The sequence below is a fragment of the Sulfitobacter aestuariivivens genome (assembly GCF_014763045.1).
Taxonomy (GTDB): Bacteria; Pseudomonadota; Alphaproteobacteria; order Rhodobacterales; family Rhodobacteraceae; genus Sulfitobacter; species Sulfitobacter aestuariivivens.
Window position 1 is genome coordinate 1,134,316 of the sequence record NZ_JACTAG010000002.1, and the last position, 21,591, is coordinate 1,155,906.

At 58.4% G+C, this 21,591-nt stretch carries 20 protein-coding genes; 2 read left to right on the plus strand and 18 right to left on the minus strand.

Features of this window, described 5'->3' with window-relative positions; genetic code table 11:
• Nucleotides 1–42: 42 nt before the first annotated feature.
• From H9Q16_RS15325 to H9Q16_RS15370, 10 genes are all read right to left on the minus strand, one after another.
• Complete coding sequence (locus H9Q16_RS15325) at nucleotides 43–831, minus strand: PaaX family transcriptional regulator (protein ID WP_191076290.1); 789 nt, start codon at nucleotides 829–831, stop codon at nucleotides 43–45.
• The gene (gene paaZ / locus H9Q16_RS15330; protein ID WP_191076291.1) at nucleotides 821–2,845 is read right to left on the minus strand and encodes a phenylacetic acid degradation bifunctional protein PaaZ; all 2,025 of its coding nucleotides are present in this window, start codon (nucleotides 2,843–2,845) and stop codon (nucleotides 821–823) included. The genes H9Q16_RS15325 and paaZ overlap by 11 nt, the downstream gene beginning before the upstream one ends.
• A gap of 8 nt (nucleotides 2,846–2,853) precedes the next feature.
• Complete coding sequence (locus tag H9Q16_RS15335) at nucleotides 2,854–3,918, minus strand: 2Fe-2S iron-sulfur cluster-binding protein (protein WP_191076292.1); 1,065 nt, start codon at nucleotides 3,916–3,918, stop codon at nucleotides 2,854–2,856.
• A gap of 1 nt (nucleotide 3,919) precedes the next feature.
• On the minus strand, nucleotides 3,920–4,387 hold the full coding sequence (gene paaD / locus H9Q16_RS15340; RefSeq protein ID WP_191076293.1) for a 1,2-phenylacetyl-CoA epoxidase subunit PaaD: 468 nt from the start codon (nucleotides 4,385–4,387) through the stop codon (nucleotides 3,920–3,922).
• The gene (gene paaC / locus H9Q16_RS15345) at nucleotides 4,381–5,103 is read right to left on the minus strand and encodes a 1,2-phenylacetyl-CoA epoxidase subunit PaaC (RefSeq protein ID WP_216859480.1); all 723 of its coding nucleotides are present in this window, start codon (nucleotides 5,101–5,103) and stop codon (nucleotides 4,381–4,383) included. The genes paaD and paaC overlap by 7 nt, the downstream gene beginning before the upstream one ends.
• Before the next feature lie 29 nt (nucleotides 5,104–5,132).
• Nucleotides 5,133–5,477, minus strand: coding sequence for a 1,2-phenylacetyl-CoA epoxidase subunit PaaB (paaB, locus tag H9Q16_RS15350; RefSeq protein WP_191076295.1), 345 nt, complete (start codon nucleotides 5,475–5,477; stop codon nucleotides 5,133–5,135).
• Nucleotides 5,478–5,551: 74 nt separating this feature from the next.
• On the minus strand, nucleotides 5,552–6,529 hold the full coding sequence (paaA, locus tag H9Q16_RS15355; RefSeq protein ID WP_191076296.1) for a 1,2-phenylacetyl-CoA epoxidase subunit PaaA: 978 nt from the start codon (nucleotides 6,527–6,529) through the stop codon (nucleotides 5,552–5,554).
• A gap of 3 nt (nucleotides 6,530–6,532) precedes the next feature.
• The gene (pcaF, locus tag H9Q16_RS15360; protein ID WP_191076297.1) at nucleotides 6,533–7,735 is read right to left on the minus strand and encodes a 3-oxoadipyl-CoA thiolase; all 1,203 of its coding nucleotides are present in this window, start codon (nucleotides 7,733–7,735) and stop codon (nucleotides 6,533–6,535) included.
• Nucleotides 7,736–7,843: 108 nt separating this feature from the next.
• The gene (locus H9Q16_RS15365) at nucleotides 7,844–8,566 is read right to left on the minus strand and encodes a nitrogen regulation protein NR(II) (RefSeq protein WP_191076298.1); all 723 of its coding nucleotides are present in this window, start codon (nucleotides 8,564–8,566) and stop codon (nucleotides 7,844–7,846) included.
• Between the two features lie 286 nt (nucleotides 8,567–8,852).
• Nucleotides 8,853–9,944 carry a cupin domain-containing protein gene (locus H9Q16_RS15370; protein WP_191076299.1) on the minus strand — a complete coding sequence of 364 codons (1,092 nt, stop codon included), beginning with the start codon at nucleotides 9,942–9,944 and terminating at the stop codon, nucleotides 8,853–8,855.
• A 138-nt stretch (nucleotides 9,945–10,082) separates the two neighbouring features.
• Here H9Q16_RS15370 and hemF point away from each other — a divergent pair, with 138 nt between their 5' ends.
• Nucleotides 10,083–10,964, plus strand: a complete 882-nt coding sequence (hemF, locus tag H9Q16_RS15375; protein WP_191076300.1) for an oxygen-dependent coproporphyrinogen oxidase — start codon at nucleotides 10,083–10,085, stop codon at nucleotides 10,962–10,964.
• 103 nt (nucleotides 10,965–11,067) lie between these two features.
• On the opposite strand, the gene hemE is transcribed toward hemF, so the two are convergent.
• Complete coding sequence (hemE, locus tag H9Q16_RS15380) at nucleotides 11,068–12,105, minus strand: uroporphyrinogen decarboxylase (protein WP_191076301.1); 1,038 nt, start codon at nucleotides 12,103–12,105, stop codon at nucleotides 11,068–11,070.
• Between hemE and H9Q16_RS15385 the strand changes: the two genes are divergently transcribed.
• A complete protein-coding gene (locus H9Q16_RS15385) occupies nucleotides 12,104–12,907 on the plus strand; it encodes a DUF1045 domain-containing protein (RefSeq protein ID WP_246455768.1) in 804 nt (267 codons plus the stop codon). The genes hemE and H9Q16_RS15385 overlap by 2 nt on opposite strands.
• A 4-nt stretch (nucleotides 12,908–12,911) precedes the next feature.
• Here the strand turns inward: H9Q16_RS15385 and H9Q16_RS15390 are convergent, their stop codons facing one another.
• From H9Q16_RS15390 to H9Q16_RS15420, 7 genes are read right to left on the minus strand one after another with little or no spacing between them, the layout of a single operon-like run.
• The gene (locus H9Q16_RS15390; RefSeq protein ID WP_191076302.1) at nucleotides 12,912–14,957 is read right to left on the minus strand and encodes an NADH:flavin oxidoreductase; all 2,046 of its coding nucleotides are present in this window, start codon (nucleotides 14,955–14,957) and stop codon (nucleotides 12,912–12,914) included.
• 1 nt (nucleotide 14,958) lies between these two features.
• On the minus strand, nucleotides 14,959–15,732 hold the full coding sequence (locus tag H9Q16_RS15395) for a cyclase family protein (protein ID WP_191076303.1): 774 nt from the start codon (nucleotides 15,730–15,732) through the stop codon (nucleotides 14,959–14,961).
• Nucleotides 15,729–16,976 carry an SDR family oxidoreductase gene (locus tag H9Q16_RS15400; protein WP_191076304.1) on the minus strand — a complete coding sequence of 416 codons (1,248 nt, stop codon included), beginning with the start codon at nucleotides 16,974–16,976 and terminating at the stop codon, nucleotides 15,729–15,731. Before H9Q16_RS15400 ends, H9Q16_RS15395 begins: the two co-directional genes overlap by 4 nt.
• Nucleotides 16,973–18,148, minus strand: coding sequence for a thiolase family protein (locus H9Q16_RS15405; protein ID WP_191076305.1), 1,176 nt, complete (start codon nucleotides 18,146–18,148; stop codon nucleotides 16,973–16,975). The genes H9Q16_RS15400 and H9Q16_RS15405 overlap by 4 nt, the downstream gene beginning before the upstream one ends.
• On the minus strand, nucleotides 18,145–19,764 hold the full coding sequence (locus H9Q16_RS15410) for an AMP-binding protein (protein WP_191076306.1): 1,620 nt from the start codon (nucleotides 19,762–19,764) through the stop codon (nucleotides 18,145–18,147). The genes H9Q16_RS15405 and H9Q16_RS15410 overlap by 4 nt, the downstream gene beginning before the upstream one ends.
• Nucleotides 19,761–20,240, minus strand: a complete 480-nt coding sequence (locus H9Q16_RS15415; protein ID WP_191076307.1) for an aromatic-ring-hydroxylating dioxygenase subunit beta — start codon at nucleotides 20,238–20,240, stop codon at nucleotides 19,761–19,763. Before H9Q16_RS15415 ends, H9Q16_RS15410 begins: the two co-directional genes overlap by 4 nt.
• On the minus strand, nucleotides 20,237–21,583 hold the full coding sequence (locus H9Q16_RS15420) for an aromatic ring-hydroxylating dioxygenase subunit alpha (RefSeq protein ID WP_191076308.1): 1,347 nt from the start codon (nucleotides 21,581–21,583) through the stop codon (nucleotides 20,237–20,239). Before H9Q16_RS15420 ends, H9Q16_RS15415 begins: the two co-directional genes overlap by 4 nt.
• Nucleotides 21,584–21,591: the final 8 nt, after the last annotated feature.

The window sequence follows — 21,591 nt, forward strand, 5'->3', positions numbered from 1 at the left end:
GCGCCCCCTATATCGCGGTCGTGGCACCGTGGAAAGCAGCGGTTAAATCGCCTTGTTCAGAGCGATGTCCGAAAGTGCTGGTCTTGGGTAGGCGGTCAGCAGATTGGAGACCAACACGTGACACTTGTAATAATCGCTTTGCGGATCAATCAGCGCGCGGGGCGGTTGGGCATATTTCAACACCAAGCGGCGCCAATTGTGGACCACGAGGCAGCGTAAAACGGCGGTGTCGAGCGGGTCGAGGGACGGCAGGTCTGTCAACGCATCTGACAGTGCCTCAAGCGCGGTGCGCAGCCGCGCGTAGTCGTCTTCCAGCGCTGCAGGTGCCACCTGTTTTGACACCCAATCGGGCGCGGTACTGGCGGCGAGCGCGAAGGTGTCCCGGGGCAGTGGAGCGTCCGCCGGGCCGACAAAGACGCGGGGCATAAGCTGGATCATGCCTGCATCGTTCAATATCTGCTGCCTCTTTGGATCAGTCTTGGGCAAAATGACAAGCTGCCAGTTCTCTGGCCCCTCATTGGGGCGGGCGTAGATGCGCGGGCTTGCTGCCGCACTTTCGGCGCGTCCCAGTGCAGTAAGGCTGTGCTGGCTGATGCGTCCGGATTTCTCGGATGCGATCCAGCCGTCATTGCGCAAGCGGTGCAGCGCCACGCGGGCGGCTTCTGGTCTTACCTCAAGTGCTGCCATGATTGCAGACAGGACCGGGCCATCAATCTTGTCGCCCTCCCCCTGTGCCAGATCACCAAACAGGCTGACCACCAACGACCAGACCCGCCCACCCCCAAGGGCGCGCAGATCTGCCGCCGCGTCGTACAGCGTATCAGAGGGCATTCATGGTCAAGAGCTCATACTCGGCGGCAGTCTCGTCATTCTGATTGGTCAGGGTCACGTGCCAGCGTACCTCACCATATTCATCATTGCGAGGTGTCTTGTGCTTGACCGTCAGGCGCACGCGGATGCTGTCGCCTGCTGCGACAGGGGTCATGAAACGCAGATTATCAAGGCCGGTGTTGGCCAGTACCGGGCCCGGATCAGGCTGCACGAACAGGCCTGCTGCAAAGCTGAGCAATAGATAACCGTGCGCCACGCGGCCCGGGAAGAACGGGTTTGCGCGCGCGGCTTCATCGTCCATGTGGGCATAAAAGGTGTCCCCGGTGAAATGCGCGAAGGTTTCGATATCATCGAGGGTGATTTCACGGCGGAGGGAATAGAACGTCTCGCCCAGATCGAGGTCGGTAAAGGTGCGGGTGAAGGGATGCGCGCGATCAGTGATCTCATCTGCGCCCGGCACCCATTGCTGGCTGATTGCGCTCAGAATATCAGGGCTGCCCTGCACCGCCGTGCGCTGCATATAGTGCATGACACCACGGATCCCGCCCAGTTCTTCGCCACCACCTGCGCGGCCCGGGCCGCCGTGAACCATGTGTGGCAGGGGGGAGCCGTGGCCCGTTGCTTCTTTCATTGACGCGCGGTTGTTGAAATAAAGCCGCCCGTGGAAGGCGGCACTGCCCATCGTTATTTCACGCGCAACTTCGCCGTCGTTGGTAATGACGGAGGCAACAAGCGAGCCTTTGCCCTTGTTCAGCAGGCTGACCGCATGGGGCAGATCACGATAGGCCATGATGGTTGAGACGGGGCCGAATGCTTCGGTATCGTGCACGCGTTCAGCCAGATCGGGCGCGGTGCAATGGAACAGCATTGGCGGGACAAATGCACCTTTCTGCGCGTCAGCACCATCGACGTTGAAATCTTCGGGGTCACCAAACACACGCTCTGCCTCGGCACCAATCAGAGCGGCTTTTTCCAGGACATCACGTTTTTGACTGGCAGAGACCAGCGCGCCCATGCGGGTCTGTTCAAGGCGAGGATCGCCGATCGTCGTTTTTGCAAGGCGTGCGGTTATTGCCTCAATAACAGGCTCTAACACCGGTTCTGGCACCATGATCCGGCGAATGGCAGTGCATTTCTGACCCGCTTTCGCCGTCATCTCTCGCTGCACTTCTTTCACGAATAGGTCGAATTCGGGTGTGTCAGGGGTGGCGTCAGGGCCAAGCACCGAGGCGTTCAAACTGTCCTGCTCAGACGCAAAGCGGACGGATCGCTGCAACAGATGCGGGTTGCTGCGCAGCTGATTTGCTGTGTGGGCTGATCCGGTGAAGGCAATGGCATCCTGCAGGTCAAGATGATCGAGCATATCGCCCAAACCACCGCTTACCAGTTGCACGGCACCCGCTGGCAGCTGCCCGCTGTCCAGCATCAGTCGCACACATTTTTCCGTGACATAGCAGGTGGCGGTTGCTGGTTTCACGATTGCAGGCACCCCGGCAAGCAGCGTTGGTGCAAGTTTTTCCAGCATCCCCCAAACCGGAAAGTTGAATGCGTTGATGTGTACGGCCACGCCTTGCAACGGCGTGCAAATGTGGCGACCCAGAAATTGCCCGTCGCGGCCCAATTGTTCTGGCACGCCATCAAGATAGACGTGCCCGTCCGGCATTTCGCGTCGCCCTTTGGAGGCGAAAACCATCATTGTGCCGATCCCGCCGTCGACGTCGATCTTATGATCGCTGAGCGTCGCACCGGTATCATAGCTGAGATCGTAAAGTGTCTGTTTGTGGGTCATCAGGTGCATCGCGACAGCCTTGAGCATGCGCGCGCGGTCATGGAACGTCATCTTTCGCAACGCCGGGCCGCCCACATCGCGCGCATAGCCCAGCATCGCCTGCACATCGAGCGCCTCATTGCCGGCCCGCGCGATCACCTCGCCGGTGATGGCGCTGGCGATGTCGCGCGCCCCGGCGCCCGGTGCAATCCATTGCCCGGCGGCAAAACTTTCAACTTCGAGCATATGGCCCCCTAATGAGTGTCGTAGTCGATGACGAGCGTGTCGGTGATCGGATAAGACTGGCAGGACAGGCGATACCCATCGGCCACCTCGTGATCCTCAAGCGCGTGATTGGCAAGCATTTCAACCTCGCCTTCCAGCACCTTGCACATGCAAGTCGAACAAACCCCGGCTTTGCAGGCAAAGGGGGCATCCTGGCCATTTTCCAATGCGGCATCCAGCACGGACTGGCCCTTGGACATTTCAAATGTGCGGCTGGCCCCGTCGATAATCACCGTTAGTTCTGTACCCTTCTGCCCCTCCGCACGTGCAGCCATCTCCTGCTTTGCAAGCTGGCCTTGCTGGCTTTCGCTGAAAAGCTCCATCTTGATCTGATCAGGCTCTAACCCGTGGGTTTTGAGGCTCTCCGAGATGGCCAGCATCATTGGTTCCGGCCCGCAGATAAAGGCGGTGTGGATGGATTTGATGTCGATCCAGTACTTGAAAAGTGCCGTGCATTTATCCTGATCGACACGACCTGTGAAAAGGTCAATGTCCTGACCGGATTCCAGCATATGAATGATCGTCAGCCGCCCCATGTAGTGGTTTTTCAGATCCTCGAGTTCTTCTCGGAACATGATCGTGTTCACGGCGCGGTTGGCATATACCAGCGTAAAGGTACTTTGCGGTTCGCGTTTCAGAACAGTCTTGAGGATCGACAGCACCGGCGTGATGCCTGAGCCGCCTGCAAATCCGAGATAGTTTTTCGCCTTTTCAGGCTCTATCTTTGTGAAAAATTTGCCCTGCGGGGGCATCGCGTGCAGCACATCGCCGACTTGAAGTTGGGTATTCGCAAAAGTGGAGAACGCGCCGCCATCGACGCGCTTGATCCCGACCTTGATCTTGCCCTCGTCAAGTCCGGTGCAGATTGAATAGTTGCGCCGCAGTTCGGTACCGTCGAAGTCACGCTTGAAGGTCAGGTATTGGCCTTGGGTGAACGAAAATTGTTCCGGGTTTTCCGGCTGCAATGTCAGCACCACAGCGTCGCGGATGGTGTGGTGGATGTCTGTTACCTTGAGGGGATGGAATTGGGCCATGTCAGATACACTTGAAGTAATCGAAGGGTTCGAGACAGTCCTTGCAGCGCCACTGCGCCTTGCAGGGGGTGGAGCCGAACTGGCTGATGCGCTCGACGTCTGTTGATTTGCAGCGCGGGCAGTACTGCGGGCCACCGGCGGGTTGCGGCGGTGCGATACCGTATTCTTCGAGCTTAGCGCGGCCGGCGTCGCTGAGCCAATCGGTAGTCCAGGCGGGCGAGAGTTGCCGTTTCAGAGACAGGTTTTCAATGCCGCGCGCGCGCAGAGCCGTTTCAATATCGAGGTTGATGATCGTGGTGGCGGGGCATCCGGAATAGGTGGGCGTGACCGTCACTTCCAGCGTATCGCCCTGCCACTGGACATCGCGGATGATGCCGAGATCAGTGAGCGAGATCACGGGGATTTCGGGGTCGGGAACCTGGCCGAGCCAGTCCCAAACTGTCTCTAAAGTGGGCTTTTCGATTACCATGACGCGTCCGGATAGGCCCGTTGCAGGAACTGCATGGAGCTGAGCATATGGCCCAGATGTTCGGTATGTCGTACGCCGGTCTTGCCGCCCTGATGGGCAAAGTCGTCTACGGGGCGGACGAGCGTCGCCTCGCCAAGCACTTCGGCCAGACGGGCGTCATAGGCGGGGCGCAGGCTAGCGGGATCGGGAGCGATGCCCTGTTCCGCGATTGCCTTATCGACCGCGTCGGCGGTGAACATTTCCCCCGCATAGGGCCACAGCAGGTCGAGCGCAGCTTGCATGCGCGCGTGGCTTTCCTCAGTGCCATCGCCCAGGCCGATCACGGTATCAGAGGAGCGTTCAAGGTGATAGGTGACCTCTTTGGTGGACTTCTCGGCAATGGCGGCGATCTGGTCATGACTGGCCGACTGCAAGGCCTTCAACATCTCCAGATGCCAGGCGTCGAACAGAAACTGACGCATCAGGGTCTGGCCAAAATCACCGTTCGGCTGTTCGACCAGCAATACATTCCGAAAGTCCCAGACGTCGCGGTGAAACGCGAGGCGATCGGCATCGCGACCTTGGCCTTCAGTCTCGCCCGCGAGGCCGAGCCAAAGCTGGGTCTGCCCAATGAGGTCGAGGCCCATGTTGGCGAGCGCAATGTCTTCTTCGATCACCGGGGCCACGCCGCACCATTCAGAGACACGCTGGCCCAGTACAAGGGTGTTGTCGCCCATGCGGCAGCAGAATTCGAAAAGGTCTTTGGTCACATCGCCCCCACTTCGTCAGGGATGTCGAAGAAGGTCGGATGGCGGTAAACCTTGTCGTTGGAGGGCTCGTAGAGCGATCCCTTTTCTTCCGGAGACGACGCGGCGATATGCGCAGCTTCGACGGCCCAGATGCTGACCCCTTCGTTGCGGCGGGTGTAAACGTCGCGGGCGTTCTTGATGGCCATTTCGGCGTCCGGCGCGTGCAGGGAGCCGACATGGCGATGCGACAGGCCGTGCTGGCCGCGGATGAAAATCTCCCAAAGGGGCCATTCGGTTTTGCGGGGGCTGCCGTGTTCGGCGGCTTCGGTATCGTTGTAAGGACTGGATTCTGGGCTGCTCATTTCGAGGTCTCCGTCAGATTGGTGTGCGTCCAAGCGTTTCAGGAACACTTGGTCAACTCCATTGAAGGGGTCGGCTATTCCGCAGCAATTGCTGCGTTGCGTTTCTTTTTGGCATGAGCCAGCAGCCCTTCGCGAACCCAACGGCCATCGTCCCAGGCCTTGTTGCGGGCCGCCAGTCGTTCGGTATTGCAGGGGCCGTTACCCTTGAGGACCTGAAAAAACTCATCCCAATCGGGTTCGGAGAAATCGTAGTGGCCGGATTCTTCGTTGAACTTCAAATGTTCATCCGGAACCGTCAGCCCAAGATATTCGGCTTGCGGTGCTGTCTGATCGACGAATTTCTGGCGCAGTTCATCATTGGTGTTCATTTTGATTTTCCACGCCATAGATTGTTCGGAATGCACCGATTCCTTGTCAGAGGGGCCGAACATCATCAGCGAAGGGTACCAAAAGCGGTTCAGCGCATCCTGCGCCATCCTGCGCTGGGCGTCTGTGCCATTGGCCATCTTCATCATGATGTCAAAGCCCTGACGCTGGTGGAACGATTCCTCTTTGCAGATGCGCACCATCGCGCGCGCATACGGCCCGTAGGACGTGCGCTGCAACGGCACCTGATTCATGATTGCGGCCCCATCGACCAGCCAACCAACCGCGCCCATGTCGGCCCACGTCAACGTTGGATAGTTGAAGATCGAGGAATATTTCATCTTGCCGGACAGCAGGTCACGGGTGAGTTGATCGCGGCTGACCCCCAGTGTTTCGGCCGCGCAGTACAAGTAGAGACCATGCCCGGCCTCGTCCTGTACCTTGGCCAGCAGAATGGCCTTGCGTTCCAGTGTGGGCGCACGGCTGATCCAGTTGCCTTCGGGCAGTTGACCCACGATTTCGGAATGTGCGTGCTGGCCGATCTGGCGGATCAGCGTTTTGCGATAGCCTTCGGGCATCCAATCCTTGGGCTCGATCTTGCTGCCAGCGTCGATCCGGTCCTGAAATGCCTTGAGAGCTTCGGGATCTTCCTGTGACGCCTCTGATTTGATCATCTGAGCATACATAGTTCAGGTCCTTTCAAGAATGAGCGCGACGCCCTGGCCCACGCCTACGCACATAGTGCACAGCGCGTACCGGCCACCGGTGCGTTTGAGTTGTAACGCTGCGGTCATCACAAGCCGAGCACCGGACATGCCAAGCGGATGGCCGATGGCAATCGCGCCGCCATTGGCGTTCACGTGCGGCGCGTCTTCTTTGATGCCGAGGGCGCGCAGCGTTGCAATGCCCTGGCTTGCGAACGCTTCGTTCAGTTCGACAATATCCATCTGGTCAGCAGTCAGGCCAGCGCGGGCCAACACTTTTTGGCAGGCAGGCACGGGACCGATGCCCATGACACGGGGTTCGACGCCGGCAGCGGACATGGCGACGATACGCGCAATGGGTTCAAGACCGTGGTCCGACGCCGCCTTTTCAGAAGCGACCAGCATTGCCGCGGCACCGTCGTTCACGCCGGATGCATTTCCCGCTGTGACGGTCAGATCGGGCCCATTGATCCCGCGCAGTTTGCCAAGTTTATCAAGAGTCGTGTCGGGCCGGGGGTGCTCATCTTTGCTTACGGTTATCGGATCACCTCGGCGCTGGGGAATGGACACCGGCGTGATTTCTTCGGCAAAGACACCAGCGGCATGAGCCTCTGCCCAGCGTTGCTGACTGCGTAGCGCGAATGCGTCCTGATCCGCGCGACTGACGTCGTGATCGGCGGCCACGTTATCCGCGGTCTGCGGCATCGAATCGACGCCGTACTGCGATTTCATCCGTGGATTCACGAAACGCCAGCCTATCGTGGTGTCATAGACAGCGTTGGTGCGGGAAAAGGCGGCTTCGGCCTTGGGCATCACAAAAGGGGCGCGCGTCATGCTTTCCACGCCGCCGGCGATGGCAAGGTCCATGTCGCCTGCGCGAATCGCGCGGGCAGCAGTGCCCACCGCGTCCATGCCTGAGGCGCATAACCGGTTCAGCGTCACACCCGGTACATCGACAGGGAGCCCGGCCAGCAATCCGGCCATGCGCGCCACGTTTCGATTGTCTTCGCCCGCCTGGTTTGCGCAGCCCATGAAAACGTCATCGACCCGCGCCCAATCCACATCAGCGTTGCGCGCCATCAGTGCAGCAATAGGCGCTGCCGCCAGATCATCAGTGCGCACAGCAGAAAGGGCACCGCCAAAGCGCCCGATGGGTGTGCGTTGCGCGTCGCAAATGAAAGCGTGCATCCAGATACTCCCTAACGAGAGTATACATTAGTTCATGAGAGATGCTGCGACAAGATAAATGTTACGAAAAATGAAGCGTGATGCGAAATTCGTAACATAAACCCATATCTATTGGTTAACCAATTCGGCCCCAAGAGTGTCGAACAGCGCGGTCAGGGTATCGGTAGCCGTGATCCCGGGTTCGCATCGATGGTTGATGTGCGGCTGAAGCGCGGGTGTGGCAATGTGGCGGTGATCACGCTGCGCCGCGCGGACGGTTTTGCGGATATCATCCACTGCGCGCTGAATAGTGCGACACATCCCACCCAATCTTGCCACCCGTTGTTCGTTCTCAAATGTGAAGAGTTCGAAATCGCGGAATGTTTCGAACATCGTGATCAGATTTTGCAGCTGGAGATCGGCCACGGATGACAGGTACTGAATGTCTTCGAACACGAGCACAGGGCCCATGTCAGCCTCAGGGGCAAGTTCGATGGTGGTGCCGACAATGCGGTCGCGACCGTCGGCCAATTGGACATATTGCAGCGTTGTGTCCCATCTGACATCGCGATTGGGGATCGCAAAGGCATCGCGGCAGCGAATGACACTACGTTCTCGGGTGCATTGGGCAAAGCGCATCAACGCAGTTCTGGCTGCCGCTGCGGGCAGTAAATCGACGAGGGATCTGCCGATCATATCCGCTACGGACCTGTTACAGGCGCGTTCCAGTGCTTTGTTGGCCCCTGTCAGTCGAAAGTCGCCGTGTCGTCCGCCGCGATCAATCGCGAACATCGGAACAGAGAACTGATTCAAGGTCCGGGTGAGATCCGTTTCAGAAGCCAAGTCATGCATACGTTTTTCCCTCCAATTTAAGGGAACGCTAGAGCGGAGAAGTAAAAAAACCTTTGCCAGATTGCGCAAAAATGATGACTTCTTGGAGTCGTTTGCCCATCTTCCCAGCAAACCGAAAATAAGATAAGTCTCTGACTCTAAACAATATACATGGATCAGGTTGAAAACCAAACGTGAGCGCTCAAGAACAAGAAAGTCGTCTGTCCTAAAAAGGTTCCCTTGAACCTCTCTGAAATAAACGAAGAATTTTAGCCTTTTCGCGCGGACCTCATCTGCCCGCTATGCGTTAAACGATCTTGGTCGAGAAATCGCCACGTAGCGCGACTTCGAGCAGCTCCAGATCGTCAGAACAATCGGCGTATGACGCGGCCAGTTCTGGCGGAATGACAAAAGCGTCACCCGCTTCGAGATCGCGGTCCGGTTGATCTTGCGCACGCAGGGTCATTGTGCCCTCCATCACAAAGGTGAAATGGATATCTGCGTCATGGGAAAACTGCGGCGGAGTGCCGCTTTGGTAACGTGCGACATGGATGCCTGCTACACCCTTGGTGCCGGCGGTGATCCCGGTATCACGCGCAACAAAGCCCGGTATGTGGAAGGGCTGCCAGACTGCCTGATCCTTTAAGTGGTGTACAAAGGTCTGACCGTCCCACTCGCGCGCAGGATCGCCGGTTCCGTTCGGCAGGGTGAAGTCGTGATCGATTGTTGTGACATGTTCGGCCGGGACGCCGATCTCTATCACTTCGATCTCAGGGGAGGCTTCGACAACACGGTGGCGAATGCCAGGGGGCTGCGTGACGCAATCGCCTGCGTGCAGACGGATGGCGTCCCCCTGATCTTCGTACAACACGTCTACCCAGCCCTTGTAGCAAAAGATCAGTTGGAATCCCACTGTGTGGTAGTGAACCATATCCGGTACCGGCCCGCCGTCCGGGATGCGGATGTGGCTGGCGATAATCGATCCGCCCAGCCGGGTCGGAATAAGATCGCGGTAATGCATGCCTGCCCGACCGATGATCCAAGGAGCCTCATCACGCAAGCGGCGAACAGCGAATTCATGTTGCGTTTGAGGTTGGTCAACACTTGGCGACAGAGGCACGACTTCGACGGTGGTACCGTTCGGCGCTGTCATCTTGCGCTGCCCTCGCGCAAAAGTATTCGGATGGTCTGTCAGGATCCGCAGGTGGCCCGGCGGCACATCTGCCCCACGTTCTATCCGGATCCGCAGGCCGTGGCCAGAAAAGCTGGCAACAGATGGATCGTCTGCGGGAAAGATATTTTCCAGGCGCATGCCAAGGGTTTTTGTGAAAAAGGGAAGATCATCACGCAGCTCTTTTGTCGGCAGCAAAACCTCTGCAAGAATATCGGTTTTCGTCATGGGGCGCCCCTTTACAACTTGCTGGTCATTCTATGCGGGCTGTCCGGTCTTGATCCAGCGCAAAGTCGTCCGCCCATTCTGAGTGCAAACAGAAATTCTGCATGCTAGGACATGCCCGAAAACAGAGTTAAGGCCCCCATGACCCAGGATTTCCAGACCGAAAAGACGCAGGCCGCTGCATGGTTCCGCCAGCTGCGCGATGACATCGTCGCAGCCTTTCATGCCATCGAAGACCGCCACGAGAGCGGCGAACGTGCTGGGCGGGTCGAGGTGCGCAAGACCAAACGCACGGCAGACGATGGCAGCGATGCGGGTGGCGGCGAGATGAGCGTCATGCGCGGCGGCCGGGTGTTTGAGAAGGTTGGGGTGAACATCTCGACGGTTTATGGCGCGTTGGGCGAACGCGCGCAAGCCGCTATGGCGGCGCGCAAAGGTATTCCGGGGATGACGGATGATCCGCGATTCTGGGCATCCGGCATTTCACTGGTCGCGCATATGCAGAACCCGCACGCCCCGGCGGTACACATGAACACGCGCATGTTCTGGACGCCGCACGCCTGGTGGTTCGGTGGCGGCGCGGATCTCAACCCCTGCATCGAATACGATCAGGACACCGCGCATTTTCATGCCGAGATGAAACGCGCCTGCGATCCGCATGGCGGGAATTTGTATCAGGAGCTCAAAGAGTGGGCCGATGAATACTTTTACATCCCGCACCGCAAGCGCGCACGGGGTGTCGGCGGTATCTTCTATGACGATCGCAATACCGGCGATTGGGATGCAGATTTTGCGCTGACCCGGGATGTGGGTGCCGCGTTTCTGCCTGCCTTTGTCCCACTGGTGGATAAACGTCGCGAAACACCTTGGGACGAAGCCGACAAGGACGTCCAATTGCGGCACCGGGGCCTCTATGCTGAGTACAATCTTGTCTACGATCGGGGTACCAAGTTTGGCTTGGAGACCGGCCACGACCCCGATGCGGTGCTTATGAGCCTGCCGCCCTTGGCAAAGTGGGTGTGACAGCCTTGCCAGTGGCATGATTTGACAGAGGTCGAAATGCCTCTACCGGCTAATGACGCCGAGGGCACATTTTCATCTTTCCAGTAAACTCAAGATCGCGGAATCAGCGACCTTCGCGGACAGTATCGATCATCAGCTGGACATTCTCCGGATCAGCATCCGGCGTTATACCGTGACCAAGATTGAAAATGTGCGGGCCGCCTGACAGCGCATCGACGATGCGGCGGGTTTCAGAGACCAGCGCGTCGCCGCCCGATACCATGTGTGATGACGCCAGATTGCCCTGCACACAGCCGTCAGGTTGCACATGTTCGGCGACCCATTCAGCGCTTACACCATCGTCGACCGCGATACAGTCTGCACCGATGGCGGCATGGGTACCCTTGAATCGCTCGCCTGCGCCACGCGGAAAGGCGATAACGGGGATGTTTGGATTTGCGGCTTTAACGCCGTCGACGATGGCCCGCATTGGGGCAATGGAATAGCGGTCAAAATCGGCACCCTGAAGAGAGCCGGCCCAGCTGTCGAAAAGTTTGACAACCTCGGCGCCCGCTTCGATTTGGGCGTTGAGGTAGGCGATTGTGGCTTGGGTGATCTTATCCATCAGGGCATCGAATACGGCAGGGATCTCTGATTTAAGAGCGTGCGCGGGCGCCTGATCTGACGTGCCTTTGCCCGCGATCATGTAGGTGGCCACAGTCCAGGGGGCCCCGGCAAATCCGATCAGCGTCGTTTCATCTGGCAACTCGCGCGACAAGATCCCGACCGTATCGTAGATGGGCATCAGGTGTTCGTGAATATCGTCAGGATCCTTTAATGCATCGACACCAGCCTGATCGGTGATTGTAGAAAGCCGTGGCCCTTCGCCGGTCACAAACCACAGGTCAGCGCCCAATGCCTGAGGGACCAGCAGAATGTCGGCAAACAGGATTGACGCATCAAATCCGTAACGCCGGATGGGCTGCAGCGTCACCTCTGCAGCCAGTTCGGGGTTGTAGCACAGCGACAAGAAATCTCCGGCCTTGGCCCGCGTTGCGCGGTATTCCGGCAGGTAGCGGCCTGCCTGGCGCATCATCCAGATCGGTGGTGTGTCCAGCGTCTCTCCTGCCAGCGCGCGGAGAATGGTTTTTTGTGCGGGCATGACGGATATTCCTTTTATCGCGTATCAGCGCACCATTTGCTTTTGTGCGTCTGGAATCAAGCGCCAATGGCGGCCCGGTCCAAAGCCTGACATAGAACGGGGCGCACGCGCCGCAATGGGAGAACACATGTATCGCCGATACGCCATTTTTTACACAGCAAGCGGACCTTTCGGAAGCCGGGGGGCCGCATGGCTGGGGTGGGATATTGCTGGCGGGCAGTCGGTCGCGCATCCGGATGGGTTGGGCATTGATCTAAGCCGCGTGACGGAAGCGCCGCGGAAATATGGGTTTCACGGCACATTGAAGGCGCCTTTCGCTCTGGCGGATGGTCATAGCAAGACCAGTTTGCTGACCGCTTTTGAGGGGTTCTGCGCGACCCACCGGCCTGCATCTGTCGACGGGTTGGAGATTGCGGCGCTTGGGCGTTTTCTGGCACTTGTTCCATCGGGCGACCCGGCAGCGCTCAATCAACTGGCAGAGCAGATCGTGCGTAGATTTGACGCAGTTCGCGCACCGCTGACATATGCCGATCTGGCCCGACGTAGAGTTTCGCGGCTTACGCCACAGCAAGACGCGAATCTTGTGGCATGGGGATATCCCTATGTGATGAGAGAATTTCGGTTTCATATGACATTGACGGGGCGGCTGCCGAAGGCAGACCTGGAAGGTGTGAGGCAGGCGGCAGTGCAGTATCTCGACGGTGCAATCCCTGCGCCGTTTACCATCGACGCACTTTCGTTGGTGAGAGAGCGTGAAGACGGAAAGTTTGAGACTCTTTTGCGAAGACCGTTAACGGGTTGAGCCGTCAAATGTCCTTCATCAGCCGCAGGGCATCATAGATCGCGGCATGGGTATTGCGTGCGGAGACGGCATCTCCGATGCGAAACAGACGAAACGTACCAGACGGGTTGCGCCTGATGGTTTGAGGGGCGCCGTTGATCAGAGCTGCCTGGTCTACCGCACCTTCATTTACTGACAGCGGTTTGAGATCGAAATAGAGATCATCAAGCGGGAGCGTTCCATAGTTTACCACCACCTGATCATATGTCGCTTCGTGCGTATGATCGCTGTAATCGGTGCCGATTGTCGCGGTCAGCTTGTTACCCGTACGGGCCACATTGAGCAGCCGACGCGCGACCGTAAAAGTAACGTCTTTGTCCTGAAGGCTGCGCATATAGGGGACCAGGTTCATACCCATGATATCGGGAGCAAAAGTGCGATCCGGTGTCATCACCTCGACCTTGGCGCCTGCAATGGCAGCCACTTCGGCAGACTGCAGGCCCGGATGATCGCCGGATTCATCGTAGATCAAGACGTGCTCGGCTGGCTTGATTTCGCCTGAAATGAGGTCCCATGTGGTTATGACATCGGGTTGCTCGTGGCCGGTTTCGAACAATTCAGTGTTGGGCAGACCGCCCGTGGCGATGATGACTACATCGGGGTGTAGCGCTGTCACATCCGCCGCTTCTGCCCATGTGTTGAAATGGAAGGTTACATCCCGCGCGGCGCATTGCGTCATACGCCAGTCGATGATGCCGATCATCTCGCGTCTGCGCGGGGACTGCGCGGTCAGGCGTATCTGCCCGCCGGGGGCGTCGGCGGCTTCGAAAACCGTCACGTCATGACCGCGTTCTGCGGCAACGCGTGCGGCCTCCAGCCCGCCGGGGCCAGCCCCGACGATCACCACTTTTTGGCAGATGTCGGCAGGGGGGATTGTGTGGGGCATGGAAAGTTCACGCCCAGTGGCGGGATTGTGAATGCAAAGCGCCTCGCCTGCTTGATAGATGCGATCCAAACAATAGGTCGCCCCGACGCAAGGCCGGATATCGTCCTCGCGTCCTTCCACGATTTTCTGCACGATGTGCGGATCGGCCATGTGCGCGCGGGTCATACCGACCATGTCGAGCAGCCCTGCCTGAACGGCATGCCGCGCCGTCGCGACGTCAGGAATGCGCGAGGCATGGAATGTGGGCATGCCGGTGGCCTTCCGAACTTCGCCGGCGAAGTCGAGATGTGGGGCGCTTTTCATGCCCTGCACCGGGATAATGTCTGTCATGGCCGGATCGGTATGAATGCGGCCGCGGATCACGTTCAGAAAATCAAGCTGGCCGGTGGCGGCGAGTTTTTTGGATATCTGTAGTCCTTCGGAGGGTGTGATCCCGCCTTTTTGCGCCTCGTCCGCCGTATAGCGAAAACCAACAATAAACTCGCCCCCCACACGCTTGCGTATGGCAGACAACACATCCATCGGAAACCGCAGCCGGTTTTCAAGCGTATCGGCGCCATAGGCCCCGGTCAGATCGTTGGTCAGTGGTGACCAGAATTGATCCAGCAGATGGCCATAAACCTGCAGCTCGATCCCATCCATGCCGCCGTCTTTCATCCGCTCAGCGGCATCGGCGTAGTCTGAGATCACGCGTTCAATGTCCCAGTCTTCCATCAGCTTGGGAAAGGCGCGATGCGCCGGTTCGCGGTGTTTGGACGAGGACATGGAGGGCAGCCAATCCCCCTTGTTCCAGCCGGTGCGTCGGCCAAGGTGGGTGAGCTGGATCATCACCGCGCAGCCATGTTCGTGAATGGCATCCGTCAGTTGGCGCGTCCAGGGCACAACTTCGTCCTTGTAGGCGAGGATGTTGTTGAAAACTGGCGGGCTATCACGGCTAACAGTTGCTGAGCCTGCGGTCATTGCCAGTGCCACGCCTGCCTTTGCACGTTCCGCATGGTAGGCGGCGTAGCGTTCAGTGGGCATGCCATCAACCGGGTATGCCGGTTCATGTGCGGTTGTCATGATCCGGTTGCGCAGGGTCAGGTGCTTCAGCTGGTAGGGTTGCAGCAACGGATCGGCTGACATCTCAGTTTTCCACCAGGGCGAGGACACGGAGGGGGCTTCCGGTGCCACCCTTTATCTTGAGGGGTGGCGCAACCAGCATCGCGCCAGTTGGCGGAAGTTGATCCAGATTGCACATACATTGGAGCCCGTATTTCCCCGCACCGTGCAGAATATAATGCGCAGGATACGGTGGCGTATAGTGTGCGCCCTGACCGGCATCCGTTCCAACGGTTTCAGTACCAAACCCCCGGATGTTACGATCTTCGACCAGCAGACGGATCGCGTCGGGCGTGGGGCCGGGGGAATGGGGGCCATCCGATGCCATATTCAGATAAGCTGCGCCAGACCTCTTTGACCAATCAGTGCGCATCAGCACCCAGGCATCTTCGGGGATTCGGCCATGTTCGGCCTCAAAGGCTTCGATGATCTGGGGGGTCAGTTCAAAGTCATCGTCCTGTGCAGCACCTTCTGAGCAATCAATGACGACAACCGGACCCACCAATTTATCGGCAGGGATTTCATCGACCGCACCCATCGGCACGTCCCGTCCCGAGATCCAGTGGGACGGGGCATCAAAGTGTGTGCCAGTGTGTTCGTTCATGGAGATATTGTGCCATTTCCAGCCGGGACCGCGATGGTCGTATGCCGATACTTCCTCCATCCGGAAACGCGCGCATTGCCCAAACTCTGGCGGCAGGATGATCACCGGGAAATCCGGATCAAGCGTGTGCGTCAGGTCGACGACCTTGACAGATCCGTCAGCGATATTTGATGCAAGGTTTGCAAGAGTGCTCATACGCCACCCCCTGTCATTTCGCGCTCCAAAACCTTGGGGTTGCGGCGGAACCGTTCATTGAGGTCTTTTGCGACATCCCCGCAAAACACGTCTTCGAACCCACCATGCAAACCGCGTACCACATCGCGGGCGATGGCTGCGGGGGTGACCTTGGGCGGCGGAAGAGGTTGATGCCATTCGTCGTCGGTGGGGCCGACAAAAACGTTCATCAGGCGCAAACCGCTGGCGCGAAACTCGGCCCGAAGCGACTGGCTGAGTGACAGCGCTGCCGCTTGGGACGCGGCGAAACTGCCAAACGAAGGCTCGTTCGCCAGCGCCCAAGCGGATAGGATATTGACCCAAGCGACGGCAGAATTGGTGCCGTCTGCGGTGCGGCTGCACATCGCGGGCCCCAAGGCTTGCGCCAGTCGCATCAGGCCCAGGGCGTTCACCTCCAGTTCACGGGCGGCGAGGTTTGTGTCGGTGCGGTCGATCACGCCGCCGGGACGGATGTAGCGTGCGTTGTTGATCAGGATATCGATTTTGCCGCCAAACTCTCCGGCAAGACGCTGGAGCGATTTGGTGTCGGTGACGTCGAGGGGAATGATCTGGGCGCCGACATCTTCGAGCGCTTTGCGGCCCTGAAACGGCAGCCAGTCTTCGGACAGACCGATGAGGATCATCGCGGCGCCCGCATCCTTGAGCGCCTTTGCAAAGTCCGGTGTATTGGGATTACGCCCGTCCACAATCAACACGCGGCGGTGACTGGGGTCGGAAGAGATGGCGCGCAAGTGCGGGTCGTCGGCCATATTGGGGGTATCCTTTTCGGGAAGCGCAAGGATGACGCCCTGACCGGAACGGTCAAGGCGATTGATCAAGCGTACGCGAGCGTATGGTTTGACGTCGCCATGAATGTGGCAAATCATCGGGGGTCCGGCATCCAGCCTAACGGTGCCAGCGCGCCAAGGCAGACGGTCGCGGAAATAGATGTCGGTTGTTGCACGTATTGTGGTTTCGGCCAGCAGCTCACCGGTGGGGATTATATCTTGCCAGGGCAGATCAATGGACAGGCATTTGTGACAAGCATCGCGCGGTGGATATTGAGTGGCGCCGCAGTCGGCGCAGACTTGCAGCATAAAGCGCCCCTCAGCCGCTGCCGCCGTGAGACCAAGCGCTGCGCGAGAGCGGGCGGCAGGCGGGATCGTGGATACCCAACTGCGGTTTAACGGGTTTTTCTTCGGGGGTGGCTGGATCGGATCGGTCATGCGCCACCGCCTTCTATCACTGTGGCCGCGGTACAGACGCCGCGATCATAGTTTACCATCCCAAAGCCTGAGATTACGGCGCGTTTGGCCCCTTTGACCTGTGTTGGGCCAGCTTGTCCTGTGACTTGACGGATCGCCTCAACCAGCCCGATGAAACCACCGGCAGCACCAGCCTGCCCGCCGGAAAGCTGCCCGCCGGATGTGTTGTGAGGGAAATCGCCCGATACCGTCATATCCTTGCCACACAAGAATTCCCCTGCATGACCCTTTTTGCAAAACCCAAGGTCTTCGATCTGCATCATCGAGATAACGGGATAGTCGTCATAGGTTTGGACAAGATCCATGTCGATAGGCGAATAACCCGACATCTGCCAAAGCTCATCAATGTCCAGAGTCCAGCCGCCTCGCAGTTGGATCGGATCATCGGCGTGCGCGTTATGCCGTTCTATTGCGCCCCGTACGGTTGCGTATGGCAGCTGACGCTTTTCTGCCTCCTTCACGGTCATGACAAGAAATGCCTCGGACCCGGCGCAGGGCATAACGCAATCAAAAAGCGTAATCGGATCAGAGATGGGGCGACCGGCAAGGTATTGATCCATTGAAAGCGGCTTTGTCATCACGGCACCGGGGTTCTTTAAAGCATTGGTGCGCTGGGCCACGCAAATGCGACCGAAATCCTCGCGTGTGGCGCCATAGGTTTGCATGTAGTGATCGGTGAGGATGCCGAAGACAGCATTTGGGCCGCCAAAGCCGTAAGGGTATGCAGCGTCCTGGCTGAAACGTGAAAAGGAAGAGAGTAGTTGGCGAAAGCTGTCGATATGATTGGTATCTCCAGCAACGCAAGCCACGACATCGGCGTCGCCCGCCTGAACCGCGCGCGCGGCGCGGCGCAAAGCGACGACGCCCGACGCCCCGCCCATCGGGATCTGATCCAGCCAGCGCGGAGACAGCCCAAGGTGCTGGGTCAGCCCAACGACAGTGTCAGGGAAAAGACTGAAACTGGCCGCAGAAAATCCGTCAAGGTCGGCAGGCGCGATACCTGCAGCATCAAGGGACCCCTTTAGCGCGCGGGCAATCCAGAAGTGCGCGGTGTCTATGGAATAGCGCTGGTAGGGGATCGATGTGGGCGCAACAAGTGCAACGCCTTGATAGGACTGCCGTGCGCGGCTCATGCAGGTTGCCGTTTCTTGAGATGGACCAGATTTATCGTTTCCGGGTCTTCAATCAATGCGACCGCCATACGCTTGAGGTCGCCGCGCTGAATTTTCTGTGTCCCGGTAAGCGGCAAGGTGTCCACAAACGCGATGTAGCCGGGTATCTTGTAGTAAGCCATCTGCCCAAGCGCCCACTCGGCCAGTTCCGTGGCCTTCTGCGCGGATGGGTCTTTAACTTTCAGACATGCAAATACCTCATCTCCTCTGATGGGGTCTGGAACGGCGGCGACCCCGGCTGCGCTGACATCGGGATGGCGCATCAGGACGCTTTCAACCTCAACCGCTGCGATGTTTTCGCCTGAGCGGCGGATCACATTCTTGCGGCGATCAACGAAGAAAATATTGCTGCCTTCCCCTTTGCGCACAACATCGCCGGTATGGAACCAGCCGTCTTCCCACGCCTCCGCGGTAGCAGTGGGGTTCTTGAAGTATTCGGTAAAAAACCCTTTGCGCGGATTGCCCTTTTTGCGGCGGACCAGCAATTCTCCGGGATGTCCGTTAGGTACATCAACATCTAGTTCGTCGACCAACCGCACATCCAGCCAATCCGGCACCTGACCAAGCGAGGATTGCCCGATCAAGCGGTTCTGCGCCTGATTGGAGATGGTCGCCCCCGCGCCAGTTTCTGTCATGGCCCAGCCTTCGCATAGCGGAATGCCAAAGCGGTCTTCGAATGCGGCATGGAGCTTTGGGTCGATGCCCGCTCCAAAGCCAAAGCGCACGGTATGGTCGCGATCATCAGGCGTTTCGGGCATGCCCATCAAGATCGAGGGCATGACGCCCAGATAATGCAGGCAGGTGGCGCGGCTGTCTTTCACGTCCTGCCACCATGTGGTGGGGTGAAATCGATCAACGACAATCAGGCACCCGCCGACCTGCAGCATGCCCATAAAGGAAAAGCACATGGCGTTCATGTGAAAGAGCGGCAGCGGCGTGATCATCCGCTCACCTTCCTTTTGCAGCGCAGCGATGCCGCCCATGCCGACGTAGTTCAGGCCAAGTTCCGTGAAATAGGTGTTGGATAGCACGCAACCTTTGGGTTTTCCCGTCGTGCCAGAGGTATACAGCATCGCGGCCTCCCGCGCGGGCGCGTCATCGGAAGGCCTGGCGGTCACCGCGCCGGCGCGAGGCGGTGGCAGGGGGGCATCGGGCGTGATCACCGCAACGTCGACGGGTGTGTTTGCAGCAGCTTCGGCCAGATCGTCGCGACGCGAATGGATTGCGATGATCAATGCGGGTTCCGCATGACCGATCATGTATTCAAGTTCTGCGGCGCGCAGGTCCGGGTTGATCGGCACAATGGCCATCCCAAGCCGGTTGGCAGCAAGCAGGATAATGAAATGCAGGGGTCGGTTCTCGACCAACAGGCCGATCCGCATACCCGAGCCATACCCAGACTCGGACAGCCTGTTTTGCCACGCCGTTACATCATGCAGGGCATCGCCATAGGTGATGTGACCCGCTGCAATGCCATAGACCTCTGCCGTGCGCGGCAGGACTTCCATAAAGGGGCGCAACGGATAGCGATGCGCCATCAACGCGAAGAGATCATAGGGGGAATTTGGTGGACTCATGGCAGCAGCTGAATGTTCCCAAAGGCGGCATCGCAATTAAGGATATCCACGCGCTTGCCCGCAATGCGAAGTTTGCCATCTACCAGTTTCAGTTGATGTTGCGCCGTCAGGGCCAGCAGAAATTGTTCATCCAGTCGCGTTTCCACGTAGTGCATCGATGTGTTGGTCTCAAACGAACCGGCGTCCGTATCGAAGGTGTCGACGAAGGGGCGCTGGATCACGTGGGAACATCGGCTTTTGGGTTTCTGACTGAACGTGCGTTCGCCATTCAATCGTTCCACCCGCAGTTTGCGCATGAAGTGATCTTCGTGAAGGAGCGATGTGATCAGGTCCGGATCTGTCTGCTTGTAATCCAACGGCATCCAATAGATTCCGTCCTCCAGCCACAGATCGAGCCATTCGGAAAAGCGGCCTTCATCGATCATGCGCGCTTCGGCATAGATGAAATCGATCACGTCGTCACGGGTAATGGTCATTCCGCGGCCTCCTGCGCGGGGGTGTCCATCGTGGCAAGCATGAAGCGTTTCCAGGCGTCGAACTGGTTGCGCATCTGGCGTTCCGACGTGCCATTTCCTGTCCATTCGTGACCAAAATCCTCGCCTTCTTCGGCGTTGCGGTGCAGGTCGACCCATTCATTGCCATCGGTCATCAGCCCCTCCTGCGCGCGTTCGTACATTTCCAGATCGTCGTGGCCCACGATAGAGGTCGGAGCGTTGATGATGCGGTTGTACATCGCGGTCCGTTTAAGCAAGTAGTCCGGCGCGCCGACAAGGCGGTAGATCCAGCTTTCCACAAGGGTTTTGTTCGGGCCCAGAGGGATGAAATTGCGCAGCTGCTGGATGGGACCTTTCATCATGATATTGGGGAAGTAGACGGTGTTGTGGCGGTTCTCGCCCAGAATCTCTGCAGCGCGCTCTTCGCCATAAGCGGCGTTCATTGCCTCGCCGTATTCGTCCTCTTCGGCGTATTCTTTGTGGATAGACGTGGCGACACCAGAGTGGCCGTGCCCGTTGGGCCAGGTGCGCTGGCCCATGCCTTCGAAGAATTCGTAGGGCGACATGAAGGGCGCGATAATCTCCATCGCCATGGGTTTGGGGTCACCTTCCTTCCAGTCGGATTCTTCAAAAAGACGCACGGCTGTACCGGCGGAGGATTCATGCGCCACCATAGGGTGGCAGGCGTCAGTCTGATTTTCGACCAGCATTTTCCAGTTGCACTGGTGCATGTAGCGCAGGGGCGGGCCTGCGACCTCCAACCGGCCCTCGGGCGCGCGGTCGACCATATTGTCGATGGAGGACATCGCGTCGCCAAAATATTCGTCAAATGAGATGCCTTCGGGAGCAAGGCGAGCAAAGACAAAACCCCGGTGATTGTGCACAGCACCGACAGATTTCATGCCTCTGGAGGCGGCCGTGTCGCCGAAATCAGTCTGCGCATAGCCTTTTTTGAGCGGGATCGCTAACAGGCAGCCATCGGTTTTGAAGCTCCAGGCGTGATAGGGACAGCGGAAGAACTTGCCGGTATTGCCGCTGCGGTCGATGGCGATCTTGGTGCCTTTGTGCGGGCAGCGGTTGTACAGAACCTTAACCTCACCGTCCGAGTGTCGGACCATGATCACCGGCTGGTCTGCGACCTGCGTGGTGATGTAGTCGCCCTTGTTGGGCGTCTGGCTGTCGTGGCCGACAAAGACCCATGTGTTTGCAAAGAGGTGCTTCATCTCAAGGCGGTAAATCTCCTCCGAGACATAGACATCGCGGTGCACCTGATTGGGGCGAACAAGGGCCGCAACGGCTTGGGGGTTTCCGGCATAGTTGCTCATCAGTTCCT

What these genes read in the sequence shown, in the direction of transcription:
- H9Q16_RS15325 (WP_191076290.1), bottom strand. Translation starts at nt 831, where the DNA reads ATGCCCTCTGATACGCTGTACGACGCGGCGGCAGATCTGCGCGCCCTT.
- paaZ (WP_191076291.1), bottom strand. Translation starts at nt 2,845, where the DNA reads ATGCTCGAAGTTGAAAGTTTTGCCGCCGGGCAATGGATTGCACCGGGC.
- H9Q16_RS15335 (WP_191076292.1), bottom strand. Translation starts at nt 3,918, where the DNA reads ATGGCCCAATTCCATCCCCTCAAGGTAACAGACATCCACCACACCATC.
- paaD (WP_191076293.1), bottom strand. Translation starts at nt 4,387, where the DNA reads ATGGTAATCGAAAAGCCCACTTTAGAGACAGTTTGGGACTGGCTCGGC.
- paaC (WP_216859480.1), bottom strand. Translation starts at nt 5,103, where the DNA reads ATGGGCGACAACACCCTTGTACTGGGCCAGCGTGTCTCTGAATGGTGC.
- paaB (WP_191076295.1), bottom strand. Translation starts at nt 5,477, where the DNA reads ATGAGCAGCCCAGAATCCAGTCCTTACAACGATACCGAAGCCGCCGAA.
- paaA (WP_191076296.1), bottom strand. Translation starts at nt 6,529, where the DNA reads ATGTATGCTCAGATGATCAAATCAGAGGCGTCACAGGAAGATCCCGAA.
- pcaF (WP_191076297.1), bottom strand. Translation starts at nt 7,735, where the DNA reads ATGCACGCTTTCATTTGCGACGCGCAACGCACACCCATCGGGCGCTTT.
- H9Q16_RS15365 (WP_191076298.1), bottom strand. Translation starts at nt 8,566, where the DNA reads ATGCATGACTTGGCTTCTGAAACGGATCTCACCCGGACCTTGAATCAG.
- H9Q16_RS15370 (WP_191076299.1), bottom strand. Translation starts at nt 9,944, where the DNA reads ATGACGAAAACCGATATTCTTGCAGAGGTTTTGCTGCCGACAAAAGAG.
- hemF (WP_191076300.1), top strand. Translation starts at nt 10,083, where the DNA reads ATGACCCAGGATTTCCAGACCGAAAAGACGCAGGCCGCTGCATGGTTC.
- H9Q16_RS15385 (WP_246455768.1), top strand. Translation starts at nt 12,104, where the DNA reads ATGACGGATATTCCTTTTATCGCGTATCAGCGCACCATTTGCTTTTGT.
- hemE (WP_191076301.1), bottom strand. Translation starts at nt 12,105, where the DNA reads ATGCCCGCACAAAAAACCATTCTCCGCGCGCTGGCAGGAGAGACGCTG.
- H9Q16_RS15390 (WP_191076302.1), bottom strand. Translation starts at nt 14,957, where the DNA reads ATGTCAGCCGATCCGTTGCTGCAACCCTACCAGCTGAAGCACCTGACC.
- H9Q16_RS15395 (WP_191076303.1), bottom strand. Translation starts at nt 15,732, where the DNA reads ATGAGCACTCTTGCAAACCTTGCATCAAATATCGCTGACGGATCTGTC.
- H9Q16_RS15400 (WP_191076304.1), bottom strand. Translation starts at nt 16,976, where the DNA reads ATGACCGATCCGATCCAGCCACCCCCGAAGAAAAACCCGTTAAACCGC.
- H9Q16_RS15405 (WP_191076305.1), bottom strand. Translation starts at nt 18,148, where the DNA reads ATGAGCCGCGCACGGCAGTCCTATCAAGGCGTTGCACTTGTTGCGCCC.
- H9Q16_RS15410 (WP_191076306.1), bottom strand. Translation starts at nt 19,764, where the DNA reads ATGAGTCCACCAAATTCCCCCTATGATCTCTTCGCGTTGATGGCGCAT.
- H9Q16_RS15415 (WP_191076307.1), bottom strand. Translation starts at nt 20,240, where the DNA reads ATGACCATTACCCGTGACGACGTGATCGATTTCATCTATGCCGAAGCG.
- H9Q16_RS15420 (WP_191076308.1), bottom strand. Translation starts at nt 21,583, where the DNA reads ATGAGCAACTATGCCGGAAACCCCCAAGCCGTTGCGGCCCTTGTTCGC.